Annotated in this window: 16 protein-coding genes; 11 read left to right on the plus strand and 5 right to left on the minus strand. The window is 68.8% G+C overall.

Annotated elements, in window-relative coordinates; translation table 11 throughout:
- Window positions 1-160: 160 nt before the first annotated feature.
- From zwf to KHN96_RS03480, 3 genes are read left to right on the plus strand one after another with little or no spacing between them, the layout of a single operon-like run.
- Complete coding sequence (zwf, locus tag KHN96_RS03470; RefSeq protein WP_045218911.1) at window positions 161-1,630, plus strand: glucose-6-phosphate dehydrogenase; 1,470 nt, start codon at window positions 161-163, stop codon at window positions 1,628-1,630.
- Window positions 1,630-2,334 carry a 6-phosphogluconolactonase gene (pgl, locus tag KHN96_RS03475; protein WP_062738052.1) on the plus strand — a complete coding sequence of 235 codons (705 nt, stop codon included), beginning with the start codon at window positions 1,630-1,632 and terminating at the stop codon, window positions 2,332-2,334. The genes zwf and pgl overlap by 1 nt, the downstream gene beginning before the upstream one ends.
- On the plus strand, window positions 2,315-3,370 hold the full coding sequence (locus KHN96_RS03480; RefSeq protein ID WP_045218907.1) for a glucokinase: 1,056 nt from the start codon (window positions 2,315-2,317) through the stop codon (window positions 3,368-3,370). Before pgl ends, KHN96_RS03480 begins: the two co-directional genes overlap by 20 nt.
- 7 nt (window positions 3,371-3,377) lie before the next feature.
- On the opposite strand, the gene KHN96_RS03485 is transcribed toward KHN96_RS03480, so the two are convergent.
- A complete protein-coding gene (locus KHN96_RS03485; protein ID WP_045218905.1) occupies window positions 3,378-4,256 on the minus strand; it encodes a MurR/RpiR family transcriptional regulator in 879 nt (292 codons plus the stop codon).
- A 256-nt stretch (window positions 4,257-4,512) separates the two neighbouring features.
- Here KHN96_RS03485 and KHN96_RS03490 point away from each other — a divergent pair, with 256 nt between their 5' ends.
- The 3 genes from KHN96_RS03490 (at window position 4,513) to KHN96_RS03500 (ending at window position 8,184) form a co-directional block, all read left to right on the plus strand.
- Complete coding sequence (locus tag KHN96_RS03490; RefSeq protein ID WP_045218903.1) at window positions 4,513-5,247, plus strand: response regulator transcription factor; 735 nt, start codon at window positions 4,513-4,515, stop codon at window positions 5,245-5,247.
- 3 nt (window positions 5,248-5,250) lie between these two features.
- Entirely contained in the window at window positions 5,251-6,567 is a 1,317-nt protein-coding gene (locus KHN96_RS03495) for an ATP-binding protein (RefSeq protein ID WP_062738053.1), read from the plus strand.
- 144 nt (window positions 6,568-6,711) lie between these two features.
- Window positions 6,712-8,184 carry a DegQ family serine endoprotease gene (locus KHN96_RS03500; protein WP_045218900.1) on the plus strand — a complete coding sequence of 491 codons (1,473 nt, stop codon included), beginning with the start codon at window positions 6,712-6,714 and terminating at the stop codon, window positions 8,182-8,184.
- A gap of 99 nt (window positions 8,185-8,283) precedes the next feature.
- On the opposite strand, the gene KHN96_RS03505 is transcribed toward KHN96_RS03500, so the two are convergent.
- On the minus strand, window positions 8,284-8,862 hold the full coding sequence (locus KHN96_RS03505; RefSeq protein ID WP_062738054.1) for a chorismate mutase: 579 nt from the start codon (window positions 8,860-8,862) through the stop codon (window positions 8,284-8,286).
- A 190-nt stretch (window positions 8,863-9,052) separates the two neighbouring features.
- On the opposite strand from KHN96_RS03505, the gene KHN96_RS03510 reads away from it, so the two are divergent.
- Window positions 9,053-9,403 carry a hypothetical protein gene (locus KHN96_RS03510; RefSeq protein WP_045218896.1) on the plus strand — a complete coding sequence of 117 codons (351 nt, stop codon included), beginning with the start codon at window positions 9,053-9,055 and terminating at the stop codon, window positions 9,401-9,403.
- Between the two features lie 72 nt (window positions 9,404-9,475).
- Window positions 9,476-9,802, plus strand: a complete 327-nt coding sequence (locus tag KHN96_RS03515) for a hypothetical protein (protein ID WP_045218894.1) — start codon at window positions 9,476-9,478, stop codon at window positions 9,800-9,802.
- Window positions 9,803-9,866: 64 nt separating this feature from the next.
- Here KHN96_RS03515 and KHN96_RS03520 read toward each other — a convergent pair whose 3' ends face one another.
- Window positions 9,867-10,484: an HAD-IA family hydrolase gene (locus KHN96_RS03520; protein ID WP_062738055.1), complete on the minus strand. Its 618-nt coding sequence runs from the start codon at window positions 10,482-10,484 to the stop codon at window positions 9,867-9,869.
- 153 nt (window positions 10,485-10,637) lie between these two features.
- Between KHN96_RS03520 and KHN96_RS03525 the strand changes: the two genes are divergently transcribed.
- The gene (locus KHN96_RS03525) at window positions 10,638-11,195 is read left to right on the plus strand and encodes a dihydrofolate reductase family protein (RefSeq protein WP_062738056.1); all 558 of its coding nucleotides are present in this window, start codon (window positions 10,638-10,640) and stop codon (window positions 11,193-11,195) included.
- Between the two features lie 19 nt (window positions 11,196-11,214).
- Here the strand turns inward: KHN96_RS03525 and KHN96_RS03530 are convergent, their stop codons facing one another.
- Window positions 11,215-11,598 (minus strand): VOC family protein, encoded by a 384-nt coding sequence (locus tag KHN96_RS03530; protein WP_062738057.1) that lies wholly within the window; start codon window positions 11,596-11,598, stop codon window positions 11,215-11,217.
- A 164-nt stretch (window positions 11,599-11,762) separates the two neighbouring features.
- Between KHN96_RS03530 and KHN96_RS03535 the strand changes: the two genes are divergently transcribed.
- Entirely contained in the window at window positions 11,763-12,137 is a 375-nt protein-coding gene (locus KHN96_RS03535) for a 2OG-Fe(II) oxygenase family protein (RefSeq protein ID WP_062738058.1), read from the plus strand.
- Window positions 12,130-12,825: a Crp/Fnr family transcriptional regulator gene (locus KHN96_RS03540; protein WP_238587553.1), complete on the plus strand. Its 696-nt coding sequence runs from the start codon at window positions 12,130-12,132 to the stop codon at window positions 12,823-12,825. The genes KHN96_RS03535 and KHN96_RS03540 overlap by 8 nt, the downstream gene beginning before the upstream one ends.
- 10 nt (window positions 12,826-12,835) lie before the next feature.
- Here the strand turns inward: KHN96_RS03540 and KHN96_RS03545 are convergent, their stop codons facing one another.
- Window positions 12,836-14,491, minus strand: coding sequence for a twin-arginine translocation signal domain-containing protein (locus KHN96_RS03545; RefSeq protein WP_062738060.1), 1,656 nt, complete (start codon window positions 14,489-14,491; stop codon window positions 12,836-12,838).
- Between the last annotated feature and the right edge of the window lie 113 nt (window positions 14,492-14,604).

Raw genomic sequence — 14,604 nt, forward strand, 5'->3', positions numbered from 1 at the left:
GTCGTCCAATCGAGCGGGCGCGCGTTGCCCTGAGCCGGGCCTCTGGGCCGCAACGACGCCATGCGAGCTCAATGCCCCCTGGCGCATGCCCGTTTCATTGGATGACAGGCTCCAGTCAGCTAGGCTAGCCTAATCGATGGCTCACACACAGGAGATGACGATGTCGGTGCCCGCATTCGACATGGTGTTGTTTGGCGGTACGGGCGATCTGGCCCGCCGCAAGCTGATCCCGGCCTTGTTCGATGCGCACCAGGGCGGCGAACTGCACCCGCGCGGGCGCATCTTCGCCATCGGCACGCAGCCGCTGGAAACCGCCGGTTATCTCGCGCTGCTGGAGCGCGAGACGCGCCCGACCATGCGTCTGTACTCCGGGGCGCCGGTCTCCGATGACGCGTGGGCCTCGTTTGCCGAGCGCATCGTCTACCAGCAGGTCGATGCCCGCAAACCCGAGCAGTTCGATGCGCTGGCCGCCGCCCTCGGCGAAGACCGCGCCCCCGTGACGGTGTGCTACCTCGCCACCGCACCGGGCATCTTTGTCGACATCTGCAAGCAACTGGCCCGTGTCGGGCTGAACACGCCGAACGTGCGCCTCGTGCTGGAAAAGCCGCTGGGCACGGACCTCGCCTCCAACGAGCGCATCAACTCCGCCGTGGCGGAGTACTTTGCCGAAGACCAGATCTACCGCATCGACCACTACCTCGGGAAGGAGTCGGTGCAGAACCTGATGGCGATCCGCTTCGGCAACGCGCTGTTCGAGCCGCTGTGGCGCCGCGAGTGGATCAAGGACGTGCAGATCACCATCGCAGAGCAGCTCGGCGTGGAAAAGCGCGGCGATTTCTACGACGGCGTCGGCGCGCTGCGGGACATGGTGCAGAACCACCTGCTGCAGCTGCTGTGCATCGTGGCCATGGAGCCGCCGTCGAGCCTGTCGCAGGACGCCATCCGCGACGAGAAGCTGAAGATCCTCAAGGCGCTCAAGCCGATCCCGCTGCAGGAGGTGCCCGACAAGACCGTGCGCGGGCAGTACCAGGAGGGCGCCATCGCGGGCCAGCCGGTGCAGGGCTATCTGCAGGAGCAGGGCATTCCGCCGGACAGCCGCACCGAGACCTTCGTCGCCATCAAGGCCGAGATTGCCAACTGGCGCTGGGCCGGCGTGCCGTTCTACCTGCGCACCGGCAAGCGCATGCCGCAGCGGCTGGCGGAGATCGTGGTGCGCTTCCATGACGTGCCACACGCGCTGTTCCCGAAGCCGCTGATCCAGTTTCCGGAGAACAGGCTCGTCATCCGACTGCAGCCGGAAGAGAGCATCCGCCTGCAGTTCCTGACCAAGACGCCGGGCGCGGCGCTGGGCCTGCAGCCGTCCACGCTCGATCTGGATTTCACCGACCACGGCGGCGTGCGCCATGCCGGCGCGTATGAGCGCCTGCTGATGGATGCGGTCAACGGCAAGCTTGGCCTGTTCGTACGCCGCGATGAGCAGGCCGAAGCGTGGCGCTGGGTCGAGCCCATCATCGAAGCGTGGAACGAGGCACGTACGCCGCCCAAGGGGTATACGGCAGGCAGCTGGGGCCCCGCGGCATCGAGCGCCTTGCTCTCGCGCGACAACGCCGCCTGGCACGAGGAGATGTAATGGCACCCCGCTGGCACGCAGCCACCGACGCGGCGGCGCAGGTTCAGGCGCTCGCCACATCCATCGCCAGTACGCTCGCGCATGTGATCGAAGACCAGGGCACCGCGTGCCTGGCGGTGTCGGGCGGGCGCTCGCCGATTGCCCTGTTTGCGGCGTTGCGCGTGCTGCCCCTGCGCTGGGCCGATGTGTCGATCACGCTCGTCGACGAACGCGCGGTGCCGCCTGACCATGCCGACAGCAACGCGCGCCTGGTCCGCGAACACCTGCTGCAGGACGCAGCCGCCGCGGCGCGATTCTTTCCGCTTGTGCTGCCGCTGCAGGTGCATGGCGGCTCCGTGGACGTCGATGCCTGCGTCGCTACGGCCAACGCGCCGTTCCAGCAGCCCGACGTCGTGATCCTCGGCATGGGCGACGACGGGCACACGGCCTCGCTGTTTCCCGATGCGCCCGAGTTGCCGGACGGCGTGGACCGCACGAAGCCGCCCGGCTACCTGCCCGTGCGGCCGGGCACCGCACCGCACCGGCGCATCAGCCTCAACCTCTCGGCGCTGTGCGCGGCGCGGCGGCTGTTCCTGTCGATCGCGGGGCCGATCAAGCGCGCGGTGTTCGACACGGCGGCGCAGGACGTGGCACAGCCCGCGCTACCCGTGAGTTATGTCATTCATCAGCGGGAGGTACCGCTCGATGTCTATTGGACTGCATGAAGTGAGCGCGGGCACCGTGGCCGATGTGACGGCCTATCCGCGCCTGGTGGCCGACGTGGGCGGCACCAACGTGCGTTTTGCACTCGAGATGGCGCCCATGCGCCTTGCGCACATCGGCGTCCTCGCCGGCGACGATTACCCCTCGCTCGAGGCGGCCATGCGGGCGTACCTGGCATCGCTGCCGCCCGAGATTGCCGCAGCGGGTGTGCGCCACGCGGCCATCGGCATCGCCAACCCGGTGCTCGGCGACCAGATCCGCATGACCAACCGCGACTGGGCCTTCTCCATCGAAGCCATGCGGCAGTCGCTGGGCTTCGACACCTTCGTCGTGCTGAACGACTTTGCGGCGCTGGCCCATGCGCTGCCGTTCCTGCCCGCCGAAGAGCTGGAGCAGGTGGGCGGCGGCGCAAGCGTGGCCGATGCACCGCGCGCGCTGCTCGGCGCGGGCACGGGCCTGGGCGTGGCATCGCTGCTGCCGACGGCGGACGGCCGCTACATCGCCGTGGCAGGCGAAGGCGGGCATGTCGCGTTTCCGCCCATGAACGACGAGGAGGTCGCCATCTGGCGCTTCGCGCGCGAGCGCTTCGGGCATGTCTCGGCGGAACGGTTGATTTCGGGGATGGGCCTGGAGCTGATCTACGAAGCGCTGGGCGTGTGCTTCGACCTGTGGCAGCAGGGCCCCGCCGTGCGCCGCGCCGCCGACATCACCGCCATCGCCCTGGGCGAGATGGAAGATGCCGCCGGCGACCACGCGCGCTGCCGCTATGCCGTCGACACGTTCTGCGCGTTCCTTGGCACCATCGCGGCCAACCTGGCTGTCACACTGGGCGCGCGGGGCGGCGTGTATATCGGCGGCGGCATCGTGCCGCGCCTCGGGCCGGCCTTTGCCAATTCGCCCTTCCGGCGGCGCTTTGAAGACAAGGGGCGCTTTTCAGCGTACGTGGCGGCGATGCCGGTGTATGTCATCCACTCGCCGTATCCCGGCCTCATCGGCCTGTGCGCGGCGATGGACCACGCCGTGGCGCAGGGCCACTGACGCCGCGCTATTCCGGCAGCGGATGCCGGGGCGGGACGGCGTTGCCCTTGCGCAGCGCCACCTCGACCACCAGCGCATCGAGCAGCGCAAGGTGCAGCAGCCGCGCCACCATGGAGCGGTCGGTCACGGCATCGTCCACGTCTGCGGGCAGCACCACGTCGGCCAGGGCGGCCAGCGGGCTGCCCGGCGCCGTGACGGCAATCACCTGCACACCGAGCTCGCGCACGCGTTCCACTGCCGTCTGGAGCTCGGGCAGCGTGCCGGACTTGGAAATGGCGATCACCACGTCGCCGGCCTGCAGTACGTTCAACGACATCGACACCAGATACGGATCGCTATATGCGTTGGCCGCGATGCCGTAGCGGAAGAACTTGGTCTGCGCGTCGGCAGCGACGACGCCGGAGCTGCCGAAGCCATACAGGTCGATGCGCTGCGCACCGGCGACCAGCGCGACGGCGGCGTCGAGCGCGCGCGCATCGAAACGATCCTGCAACGCGGTGAGCGCGTCGATGGTGTTCTGCAATACGCGCGTGCCGGACGGCGCGGCTGCATGTGCGGCGCGTGCGGCACGGGCGGGCGCCTGGGCCGTGCCTGTGTGGCGTGCGGCCTCGGGGCCGACGTTGCCTTGTGCCAGCCGCAGCTTGAAGTCGGACAGCCCGTGGCAGCCCATCGAGCGGCAGAAGCGGATCACCGTGGGCTGGCTGACGCCGGCCTCGCGCGCAATGGCGGCCACCGGCAGGCTGAGCACCGTGCCCGCTTGGCGCAGCACCCAGTCGGCCACCTGGCGCTCGGCCGGAGACAGCGACGGGCGTGCCGCGCGGATGCGTGCGCGCAGGTCGGTGACGGGTTCGGTGGCGTCGGAGGGCGTGGCTTGCTGGGCGCTCATGTGCGCACGATGTTCGTGACAGGGATCGCGTCACGATAAAGGCAAGCCGTCTGCGGTGCAACCGCGTCATCCAGCGCGCTCCGGCTGCGCCGCGGCGATCGCGCGCGAGGCCGCCGGCCGGGACGTTCGGCCCATGCGGGCATGTGTGACAGCCGTGTCCGGCCAGCATGTCGGCACGCCATGCCGGCAGCGCCGCACAGCCCACCTGCGGGACAGTTCTACAATGAGCCTTTCCCGGCCCCTTATTTCTTCTGCCATGCGGGTGCTTCTCGTAGAAGACGACGACATGATCGGCGAAAGCGTGCGCAAGGGTTTGCGCCACGACGGCTTTGCGATCGATTGGGTGCGCGACGGCGAGGCCGCCGTGCAGGCCGTGACGGCGCCCGGTGCCCACGCCGCGGAGCCAGGCGGTTCCATGTTCGACCTCATGCTGCTCGACCTCGGCCTGCCCAAGCGCGACGGACTGGAGGTGGTGCGCGAGGTCCGTCAGCGCGGCATTGCCATCCCCATCCTGATCCTGACCGCGCGCGATGCCGTGGCAGACCGCGTGGCGGGCCTGAACGCCGGCGCCGATGATTACCTCGTCAAGCCGTTCGACCTCCAGGAGCTTGCCGCGCGCATGCATGCGCTGCTGCGCCGCCAGGGCGGCCGTGCCGATCCGCTCCTGCGCCATGGCGAAGTGCTGCTCAACCCCGTGACGCGCGAGGTGCTGCGCGCCGGGATTCCGGTCAAGCTGTCGGGGCGTGAGTTTGCCGTGCTGCATGCGCTGCTTGCGCGGCCCGGCAAGGTGTGGTCGATCGCGCAGCTGCAGGACAACCTGTACGGCTGGGACGAAGAAGTCGGCAGCAACACGGTCGAGGTCTACATCCACGCGCTGCGCAAGAAGCTTGGCAGCCACTTCATCCAGAACATCCGCGGCGTGGGGTATGTGATCCCGCGCGAGACGCCCACGCCGCCCGCGGAACCTGCCACCGGCGCAGACGCCCAATAGCCCATGCAATCGATCCGAAAAACGCTGCTGTGGTGGCTGGCCGGCGGGCTGCTCGCCGGCATCGTCATTGCCACTGGGCTCATCTATGCGCAGGCGCGCCAGGAGGCCAACGCGCTGTTCGACTACCAGATGCAGCAGGTGGCCGCCGCGTTGCCCAGCCAGTGGATCGACCCGCCCCCGCCCGCGCTGGCGGGCATCGCGCGCGATGACGACGTCGTCATCCGCATCTGGGACGGCTCGGGCCGCAGCCTGTATCTGTCGCATGCGAGGCCGGATCTGCCGGAGCGCGCGGAGCTCGGTTTTTCCGATGTGAACACGCCAGAGGGTGCCTGGCGCGTGTATAGCGTCGCGTTCGGGCCTGCCGTGGTGCAGATCGCGCAGCCCTACAGCGCGCGGCACGAGGTGGCGGCGCGCATGGCGCTGCGGACAGTCGCCCCGCTGCTGATCCTCTTGCCGCTGCTCGCCTGGATCGTATGGCTGGCGGTGGGGCGGGGGCTCGCGCCGCTGGGGACAGTCGCCCAGCAAGTGCAGACGCGCGATGCGGCAGCGCTGTCGCCGCTGCCCACGCATGGGCTGCCTGCCGAGATTCGCCCGCTCACCAACGCGCTGAATGACCTGCTGGTGCGGCTCGGGACAGCGCTCGCGCATCAGCGCGCGTTCGTCGCCGATGCGGCGCATGCGCTGCGCACGCCGCTGGCCGCGCTCAAGCTGCAGCTGCAGGTGGCCGACCGCGCGCAGGACGAGGACGAACGCCGCGCGGCGCACGCCGATCTGCATCGCGGTGTGGAGCGCATGATCCGCCTCGTCGGCCAGCTGCTGACGCTGGCGCGGCAGGAGCCTGGCGCCGCCGATACGCAGCGTGCGCCGGTTGCGATCGATGCGGTGGCGGCCGACGTGGTGGGCGAGCTCTCGGCAACGGCGGTGCAGAAGGGCATCGACCTGGGCATCGCCGTGGAGTCGCAGCCCGCGTCGGTGATCGGCAATGCCGATGCGCTGCGCGTGCTGCTCGTGAATCTCGTCGACAACGCGCTGTGCTATTGCCCACGCGGCGCGCGCGTCGACGTGATCACCGGCCATGCACCCGACGGCGGCGCGCAGCTCGTGGTGGAAGACAACGGCCCCGGCATTCCCGCCGAAGAGCGCGAGCGCGTGCTGGACCGCTTCTACCGCCCCACGCAGGCGCCCACGGGCGGCAGCGGCCTGGGGCTCGCGATCGTGCGCGAGATCGCCCAGGCGCACGACGCCACGCTGGCTCTGGAGGAGCGCGAGGGAGGCGGCCTGCGTGTCGTGCTGCGCTTTCCGTTTCAGGCGCGTGCATAGCCAGGCGGGCGGCATGTGACGCCAGGTGCCGCCCCCGCGTTTAAGTCTCGTTTAAGTCTGGCCGCCTACGATGCCTGCAACCGATGGGCACCGCAGGCGAGTCCGCCCGCCGTTGCCCTCGCACCAGCAAGAGAGGACACGACAATGACACGTCAAACCCTGGCACGCAGCGCGGCCGGCCTGGCCGCCGTGGTCGCCGTTGCAGGCGGTTATGCGTATCTGCAGAAAGACATGATCACGCGCGCCGTGGCCGCTCCCGTGGCCGCGGTGACAGCCCCCGCCGCTGCAACGGCCCCGGTGGCCGTGCCGGCGCCGATGGACTTTTCCGGCATCGTCGAGCGCTATGGCCCCGCGGTGGTCAACATCAGCACCACCGCGCATGCGCAGCGCACCAGCATGCAGGGGCTGCCGCCCGGCATGAGCCCCGATGATCCGTTCGCCGAATTCTTCAAGCGTTTCATGCCGCAGATGCCGCAGCAGCGCGGTGACCAGATCGTGCGCGGCCTGGGCTCGGGCTTCATCGTCTCGGCCGATGGGCTGATCCTCACCAACGCCCACGTGGTGGATGGCGCGCAAGAAGTGAACGTCAAGCTGACGGACCGCCGCGAATTCAAGGCCAAGGTGCTGGGCGTGGACAAGCAGTCCGACGTGGCCGTGCTGCGCATCTCGGCCAAGAACCTGCCGGTGGTGCAGATCGGCAACCCGGCCAACACCAAGGTCGGTGAGCCGGTGGTGGCGATCGGCTCGCCGTACGGCTTTGAGAACACCGTCACCGCTGGCATCGTGAGCGCCAAGTCGCGCTCGCTGCCCGACGACACCTATGTGCCGTTCATCCAGACCGATGTGGCCGTGAACCCCGGCAACTCGGGCGGCCCGCTGTTCAACCAGCGTGGCGAGGTCATCGGCATCAATTCGCAGATCTACAGCCAGACCGGCGGCTACCAGGGCCTGTCATTCGCCGTGCCGATCGACGTGGCGATGAAGGTGGAGCAGCAACTCGTCGCTACGGGCAAGGTCACGCGCGGGCGCCTGGGCATTGCGGTGCAGGAGGTCGACCAGTCGCTGGCCGATTCCTTCAGGCTGCCCAGGCCCGAGGGCGCGCTCGTCAACTCCGTGGAAGACGGCGGCCCCGCGGCCAAGGCCGGTTTGCAGCCCGGCGACGTCATCCTGCAGATCAACGGCGTGCACATCGATCGATCGGGCGATCTGCCGGAGCAGGTGGCCGACATCAAGCCGGGGACGACGGTACCGCTGCAGGTGATGCGTCAGGGCAAGCCGGTCACGTTGTCGGTAACCGTGGGCGCCGCCAAGGACGCGAAGGTGGCCTCCAGCGACAACGCTGCGCCCAACCAGGGCCGCCTTGGTCTGGCGGTGCGGCCGCTGCAGCCGGAAGAGAAGCGGCAGAGCGGTCTGGCCGGCGGCCTGGTCGTGATGGATGCGACGGGCCCCGCGGCCAAGGTCGGGATCCAGCCGGGCGACGTGATCCTGTCGCTCAACGGTACGCCGGTGTCGTCGGTGCAGGAGCTGCGCACGCTGGTGGATCGCGCCGGCAAGCATGTCGCATTGCTCGTGCAGCGTGACGACACGAAGATCTTCGTGCCGGTGGATCTGGGCTGATTCGGGGCCGATGGGGGCCCGGCCTCTCTCCTGAGCATGCACGTTGCGGCGCGCCCCGCCGAGGGGCCGCGCCGCTGTTTCATGGCGCCGCAGCGCAGCTCAGTGCGCCACGCACAGCCGCGCTGTCGCGCGGTCCAGTGCAATGCGATGCAGCGTGTCGAGCGACTGCTCCCGCGTGACGCGCTCGACTTCCTTTGCCACCTGCACCGGGCAATCCGCGCGGCCGCGTGCCGGGGCCGCGTCGCGCAGCGCTTGCAGGATGGATTTCTGCAAGCCGTCCAGCCTGGGCCGGATGACGTCGCGCAGGCTCTGCCGCTGCGCTTGGGGTGCGGCCCCGGCCCGGCGCCAGTCATTGAGCAGGGCGTACTGCACTTCCTTGTTGGCTTCGATCTGGTCGGCAAACACGCTCCCCACATCGACGGGGGCCAGCCCGTATGCCGGCGCTTCGCCCGAGACATTGGCAATGACCTGCGCTTCGCGTGCCGCGTCATAGACGGGTTGGCCGCTGTCCCATTTGCTCAGGGCGACCTGATCTGCGGTGACGAGTCGATCGGCCAGATGGCGGATCAGCGGCGCAAGCGCGCCTTCTTCGGCATGGGCGGGAAGGGCGCACGCGGCAGCCAACAACAGGGCGCACGCGAGTCGGGCGGTTTTGGGAACGTTGCAGTCGATCTTCATGCGGCTACCGGCCTGAGGGAGGAAGCGGCCATGATACCGAAGCAAGGACGGCCCGCGCGCTGCAACGTTGCGCCGGTGCCCGGCCCGCTTGCGTTTGCACGTGCCGTTGGCCACAAACCCAGGTATCATGCGGGCTACGCGCCGTGAGTGTCTGCAAAGCCAGCGGCGGCGCTAGCTTGAGCGTACGACGATGGATTTCGACCCCGATCTGGAAGGTTTGCCGCTGTTCGCCAAACCCGCATTCGGCTGGGAGGAACCGGTGTCGGCGCCGCCCACCGAAACACCCCCCGCCAAACCGAGTCGCCCGCGCCAATGGCGCGGCCCGATCACGCATTGGGAACGCGGCTATCGCTCCCACTACTACCGCGACAAGCGCGGCAAGAAGCTCGGTGAAATCCACCTCAGCCCGCGCGGTCAGCTGCCGCTGGTCTACCGCTGGCTGGCCGGCACGCTGTCTGGCATCGAGGGTTCGCTGTCGCATGCGCGCATGCGCGTGGAAGAAGCGATCGGGTTCGGGATGCGCCAGATGGCGCTGTTCTGAGTCGCTCACCGGGCACATTGGCGGGCACGGCCGATGCGTCGATGTTCGGGTTCACCAGCCAGGAGAACCCCCATGCCCACCATCGTCCGCATCTTCACAGACTCCGCCGCCGCCGAAGCGGCCCGCCTCGCCGTGCTGAGCACGGGCCTCGCACGCGAGCGCGTGGCGCTGTCGCATCAGGCTGACGAGGCAGGCGCCTTGTGCGGCAACTTCCTCTGCGGCGACTACGAGCCCGGCGGCGAGATTGCCGAGACGTACGAGCGCAAGTTTCAGAACGTCGTGATCGGCGGGCGTTTCCTGCTGACCATCGAAGCCGAGCCTTCGGAGGTGGATGCCGCCGAAGCGGCGCTGCACTCCGCCGGCGGGCGCGCCGTCGACGACTTGGGCCCGGAGCGCTGAGAGCGGGGCGGCGGCGCCGGCGTGCAGCGATGGCACCGGACTGCCGCCAGCGCTGCGGCCGCTGCTACAAGGCCAGCAAATCCTCCGGCCGGCCGAGCAGCGGCGCCCCCGCGTGTTGCTGCAACGCGTCTGGCGCCGTGTATCCCCAGGCCACTCCCCGGAACGCGATGCCTGCGGCGCGCGCCGCATCGGCGTCGCGCATTTCGTCACCCACATACAGCACGTCTTCCGGGCGCACGCGTGTCGAGGCCGTGAGCGCCGCCAGCTTGCGCGCCTTGCCGAATACCGAGATGCCGCAGCTGTAGTGGTGGACCCACCGTGTTGCCGGCCCCAGCACGGCCCGCACGTTGTCCTCGGCGTTGGATGTGGCGATGGCCAGACGCACACCACGCCCTGCGAGTGTTGCGAGCGTGTCCGCGACGCCGTCGAACAGGCGGGTCTGGGCGATGCGCTCACGCATCTGCTGCCGCATCTCGAGGGTGATGGCGGGGGCCTTCCACAACGGCACATCCAGCAGGCGCATGACGTCGCGCGCCGATGCTCCGCGCGCCTGCGCCAGCCGTGCACCTTCGAGCCGGTGGAATCCGTGTTTCGCTGCTGCCGCATTCAGTGCATCGACGAACGCGTCGAAGGAATCGGCCAGTGTGCCGTCAAAGTCAAAGGCGATGAGTCCGTAGGGCATCCGTGCCGGCGTTGGAAAAGGCGGGGCGCCGATTGTAGCGGCCCAGGCATGCGCTGGGGCGACGGCGTCCGTTGCGCCTCAGCCGATCTAAAACTCGCGCGCTGCCGATCCCGTAGCATTGCGGTCCCCCGAACAACAACGAGAGCGCATGCCATGTCCAAGACCCAGTACTACGCCGCCAGCAGCCTCGACGGGTTCATCGCCACGCCGGACCACTCGCTCGATTGGCTGATGCAGTTCGGCTCGCTCGAGGGCACGAGCTACGACGGCTTCATCCGCGAGGTCGGCGCGTTGGCGATGGGCGCCTCCACGTATGAATGGCTGCTGCGAGAGCTCGTCAAGCCGGGCACGGAGCACGCGCAGCCGTGGCCGTATGCGGCGCCGGCGTGGGTCTTCACGTCGCGCACGCTGCCGCGCGTGGAAGGCGCTGACATCCGCTTCGCACACGGCGATGTGGCGCCAGTCCATCGGGACATGCTGGCCGCCGCCAGCGGCCGCAACGTATGGATCGTCGGCGGCGGCGAGCTGGCCGGCCAGTTTCTCGATGCGGGGCTGCTTGACGAGCTGATCGTGCAGGTGATGCCGGTGGTGTTGGGTGGCGGCCTGCCGCTGCTGCCGCGCCGCATCGTCACGCCGCCGCTGAAGCTCACCTCGGCGCTGCCGTACAAGGACACGTTCGTCGAGATGCGGTACGAGGTGGTGCGGGCGTAACGCCAGGGTCCGGGCTGGTTCAGCCGGCAAGGTCATAGGGCCGGGTCATGATTTCCAGAAGGTGTCCGTCGGGATCGTCGAAATACAGGCCGCGCCCGCCGTTGTGCGCGTACGTTTCATTGGCCCGGTGCTTGCCGGGGTCGGCCCAGTACGGCAGCCCCTGCGCCTGGATGGACGCAAACGCGCGGTCGAACTCGGCGTCGCTCACGAGAAAGGCATAGTGCTGCATGGCGATCGGCGAGTCGCTGTCGAAGAAGTCGAGCGACACGCCGTTCGATAGCGGGACGACCAGCATCTGCCCGAACGGAATCGGCTCGGGCAAGTCGAGGATGTCGCGCAGGAAGCGTGTGGAGCGCTCCTTGTTGCGGCACCAGACGATGGTGTGGTTGAGCTCGATGGGCATGTAGCCCCCGCAACGCTGTTCTGACACGATAGTCCATGCAGCCTGGCATGCAAGGCGGGGTGGGCACGGGGCACCCGCGTGGCCGCGTGCATTGGCCAAAAGGGCATCTGTCCGCACGTTGTGTTCGCGGCTAAGATGGCGGCGTTCCCCTACCTGCCGATGCCATGTCTTCCTTGCGCGCATTCTTCACGACCGCCTTCCGCTGGCAGCGCGGCCGCCAGGGCACGGGCTACGACAAGATGCTGCTGGCCACCGCGCTGTGGCCGCTCCCGTTCGACAGCTACCTGATCCGCTATCCGGACGGGGCGGAGATTCCCCCACATACCGACCCGGTCGCCGATGGCCGCCACTACCGGCTCAACATCGTGCTGAAGTCGCCGCGTTCGGGCGGGGAATTCGTCTGCGCCAGCCCGATCTTCCAGACGCGGCGCATCAAGCTGTTCCGCCCCGATGCATGTGAGCACAGTGTCACGCGGGTGGAGGGCGGCAGCCGCTATGTGCTGTCGGTGGGCTGGGTGCTGGGGCGGCGCCGTGGATAGCGCGGTCTTCTACAGCAACGCCTGGTTCAGCAGCCTGCCGCGGCATGCGGCCGATGCGCTGCTGGAGGCGTCCGTTCCGGTGCCGGTGGCGGCGGGCGGGTTGCTGTTCCGTCAGGGCGATCCGGTCGGCGCGGGTTCACACGCGTTCTTTGGTGTGGCCGGCGGCGTGCTGAAACTGTCGGTCTTCAATGCCGACGGCGATGAGGCCATCCTCGCGCTTGTCGAGCCGGGCAACTGGTTTGGCGGCGTATCGACGCTCGATCAGCAACCGCGCGGCCATTGCGCGATTGCGCTGGAAGACGCCGAAGTGCTGGCCGTCAGCGGGGAGCGCTTCGACGCGTTGATGCGCGATGCCGCCTTTGCCGGCGCGATGGCGCGGCTGGTGGCCACGCGCCTGCGGCTCGCCTATGGTTCGCTCGCCGGTGCGGCGCTGCAGGGCACGCGGGCGCGCGTGGCGAGGCGCATTGCGATGCTCGCCCATGGCGACGTCTCGCAGTCGGCAGAAGGGCGTACGACCATCTCCACTTCGCAGGACGCGCTGGCCATGATGCTCGGCATCAGCCGCCAGACGCTGAGCAAGGAGCTGCAGGCGCTCGTCAAGCTGGGCGCGATCCGCTTGCGCTACGGCCATATCGAAATCGACGACATGGCCTTGTTGGTGAGCGCCACCGCAACGCGCGCCGACTGACGCCGCGCCCTCAGGCCAAGCGCGGCACCTCGTACACCAGCGCGGGCTGCAGCGTGTCGATGGCCTCCACTGGCTCGGGCGGACGCCACGTGAACAGCGAGAACGTCATCTTCTCGGGCGCCACGTCGATGATGGTGAAGCCGTTCTTCTCGGTCGGGCGCAGGGCTTCCTGCATGGCGACCGACAACGCCGGCGTCGTCTCGATGCTGCGGAAGGCCGACGGAAATGCCAGGTCGCCCGTGCCCAGCGTGCCCGTCATGACCGTGTGGACGGGTTGCGCGAGTGCGAGCTCGCCCGAGCGCGACATCGACCCGGCGGCCGATGCGTGGAAGTCTCCCTGCACGATCACTGCGGCGCGGCGCTTCTGCTGCGCCAGCGCAGCGACCAGGCGCTGATGCTGCGCATGCCAGCCGCTCTGCCAGCCCGGCTTGGGCACGTTGCCGACCAGCCGCCCGCTCTTCTTGTCGAGCAGATCCGGATACCAGTCGCCGAGCTTGCCCGATGAATACGCAAACGGCAGCGACGGCACATGGAAGAAATGCGCGGTGTCTTCTGCGCGCGTGCGTGCCACGACCCAGTCTTCCACCCATTGCGGCACCACGCGCGCGTGCATGCCCTTGTTGTCGAGAAAGCGGCGGCAGTCGTACAGCACGGCTTCGAGCAGGGCGCCATAGCGCAGCGTGCCGAAGGCGCTGTTCGTGTCGGCAGGCATGCCGGCCTTGTCGCCGCCGGGCAGCCACACGGGGCGGTTGGCATCGGGCAGGAACTCGGGGTAATAGCGGTGCTGCGTCAGCTCCGCGCCGACCAGGCCGTACGGTTCGGGCGGCAGCGTGGCGACCTTGTCATCGAACTCGTCGTTCTCGAAGGTGTCGTGGTCGTCCGTCAGGAAGTACGCGGGTGTGGAGCGCAGCGTGGTGCCGTACAGACCGGCGATCTGGTAGTCGCACACGCGGGTGAAGATGGCTTCGTTCTTCGGATGCGACATCGGCACCGACATGTCGAGCGCGCCGCCGAACTTTTCCCACATGAGCTCGCGCACCTGGCGCGCGAACGGCTTGTTCTGCGAGGTCTGGAGATCCCAGTAGATGTGGTCGCCGTTGGCGATCACGGTGTCGGGCGCGAACGACATGCCGCGCGCCAGCAGGCGGCGGCGTGCGTTCATGTCGAGCCACGCCGTCTTGCCGGCCAGGGGTGGGCCGTCGTAGCCGCCGGCACACGTGTAGGCCAGGATGCGCAGGCGTGCCGGCGTGGCGCCGGGCGCGGGGAAGGTCTTGAGCGACCAGGCATCGGCCAGCGGTTTGCCGCCGGCATCGACGATGCGCAGCGTGTACGGCGTATCCGCTTGCAGGCTGCGCGCGTCGAAGCGCCAGAAGCGGCCAGCGGTATCGGTCTGCTCGCCGGCGATGCGCTTGCCGTTGACGAGCAGCCACGGCGCACGCGGCAGCGGCGCCTGGAACGATGCCTTGATGAGGAACCGGTTGTGGCTGGCCGCCGGAATCAGGTGCACGAGCTGGCCGGCATGCCAGTTGGCATCGGCAGCGTGCGCGGCTTCCGGCAGGCTCAGGCCCAGGGCGCCCAGGCCCGCGGCGGCGGTGCCCAGCGTCAGGAAGTCGCGCCGGCTGATGCCGTGCGGCGGTGTCGTGTGCGGCGGGGTACGGGAGGGCATCGTCGATCCTCTGGCGGGGTGCGGAGCCGCCATCGTGCCCAGCCCGAGCCGGCCTGAATGTTCAGGTTTTGACAATCTACGGGTTAGCCCTCAACCGCCCGCCCATGACAAAC

This window comes from Ralstonia mannitolilytica (genome assembly GCF_905397375.1).
GTDB classification, from domain to species: domain Bacteria; phylum Pseudomonadota; class Gammaproteobacteria; order Burkholderiales; family Burkholderiaceae; genus Ralstonia; species Ralstonia mannitolilytica.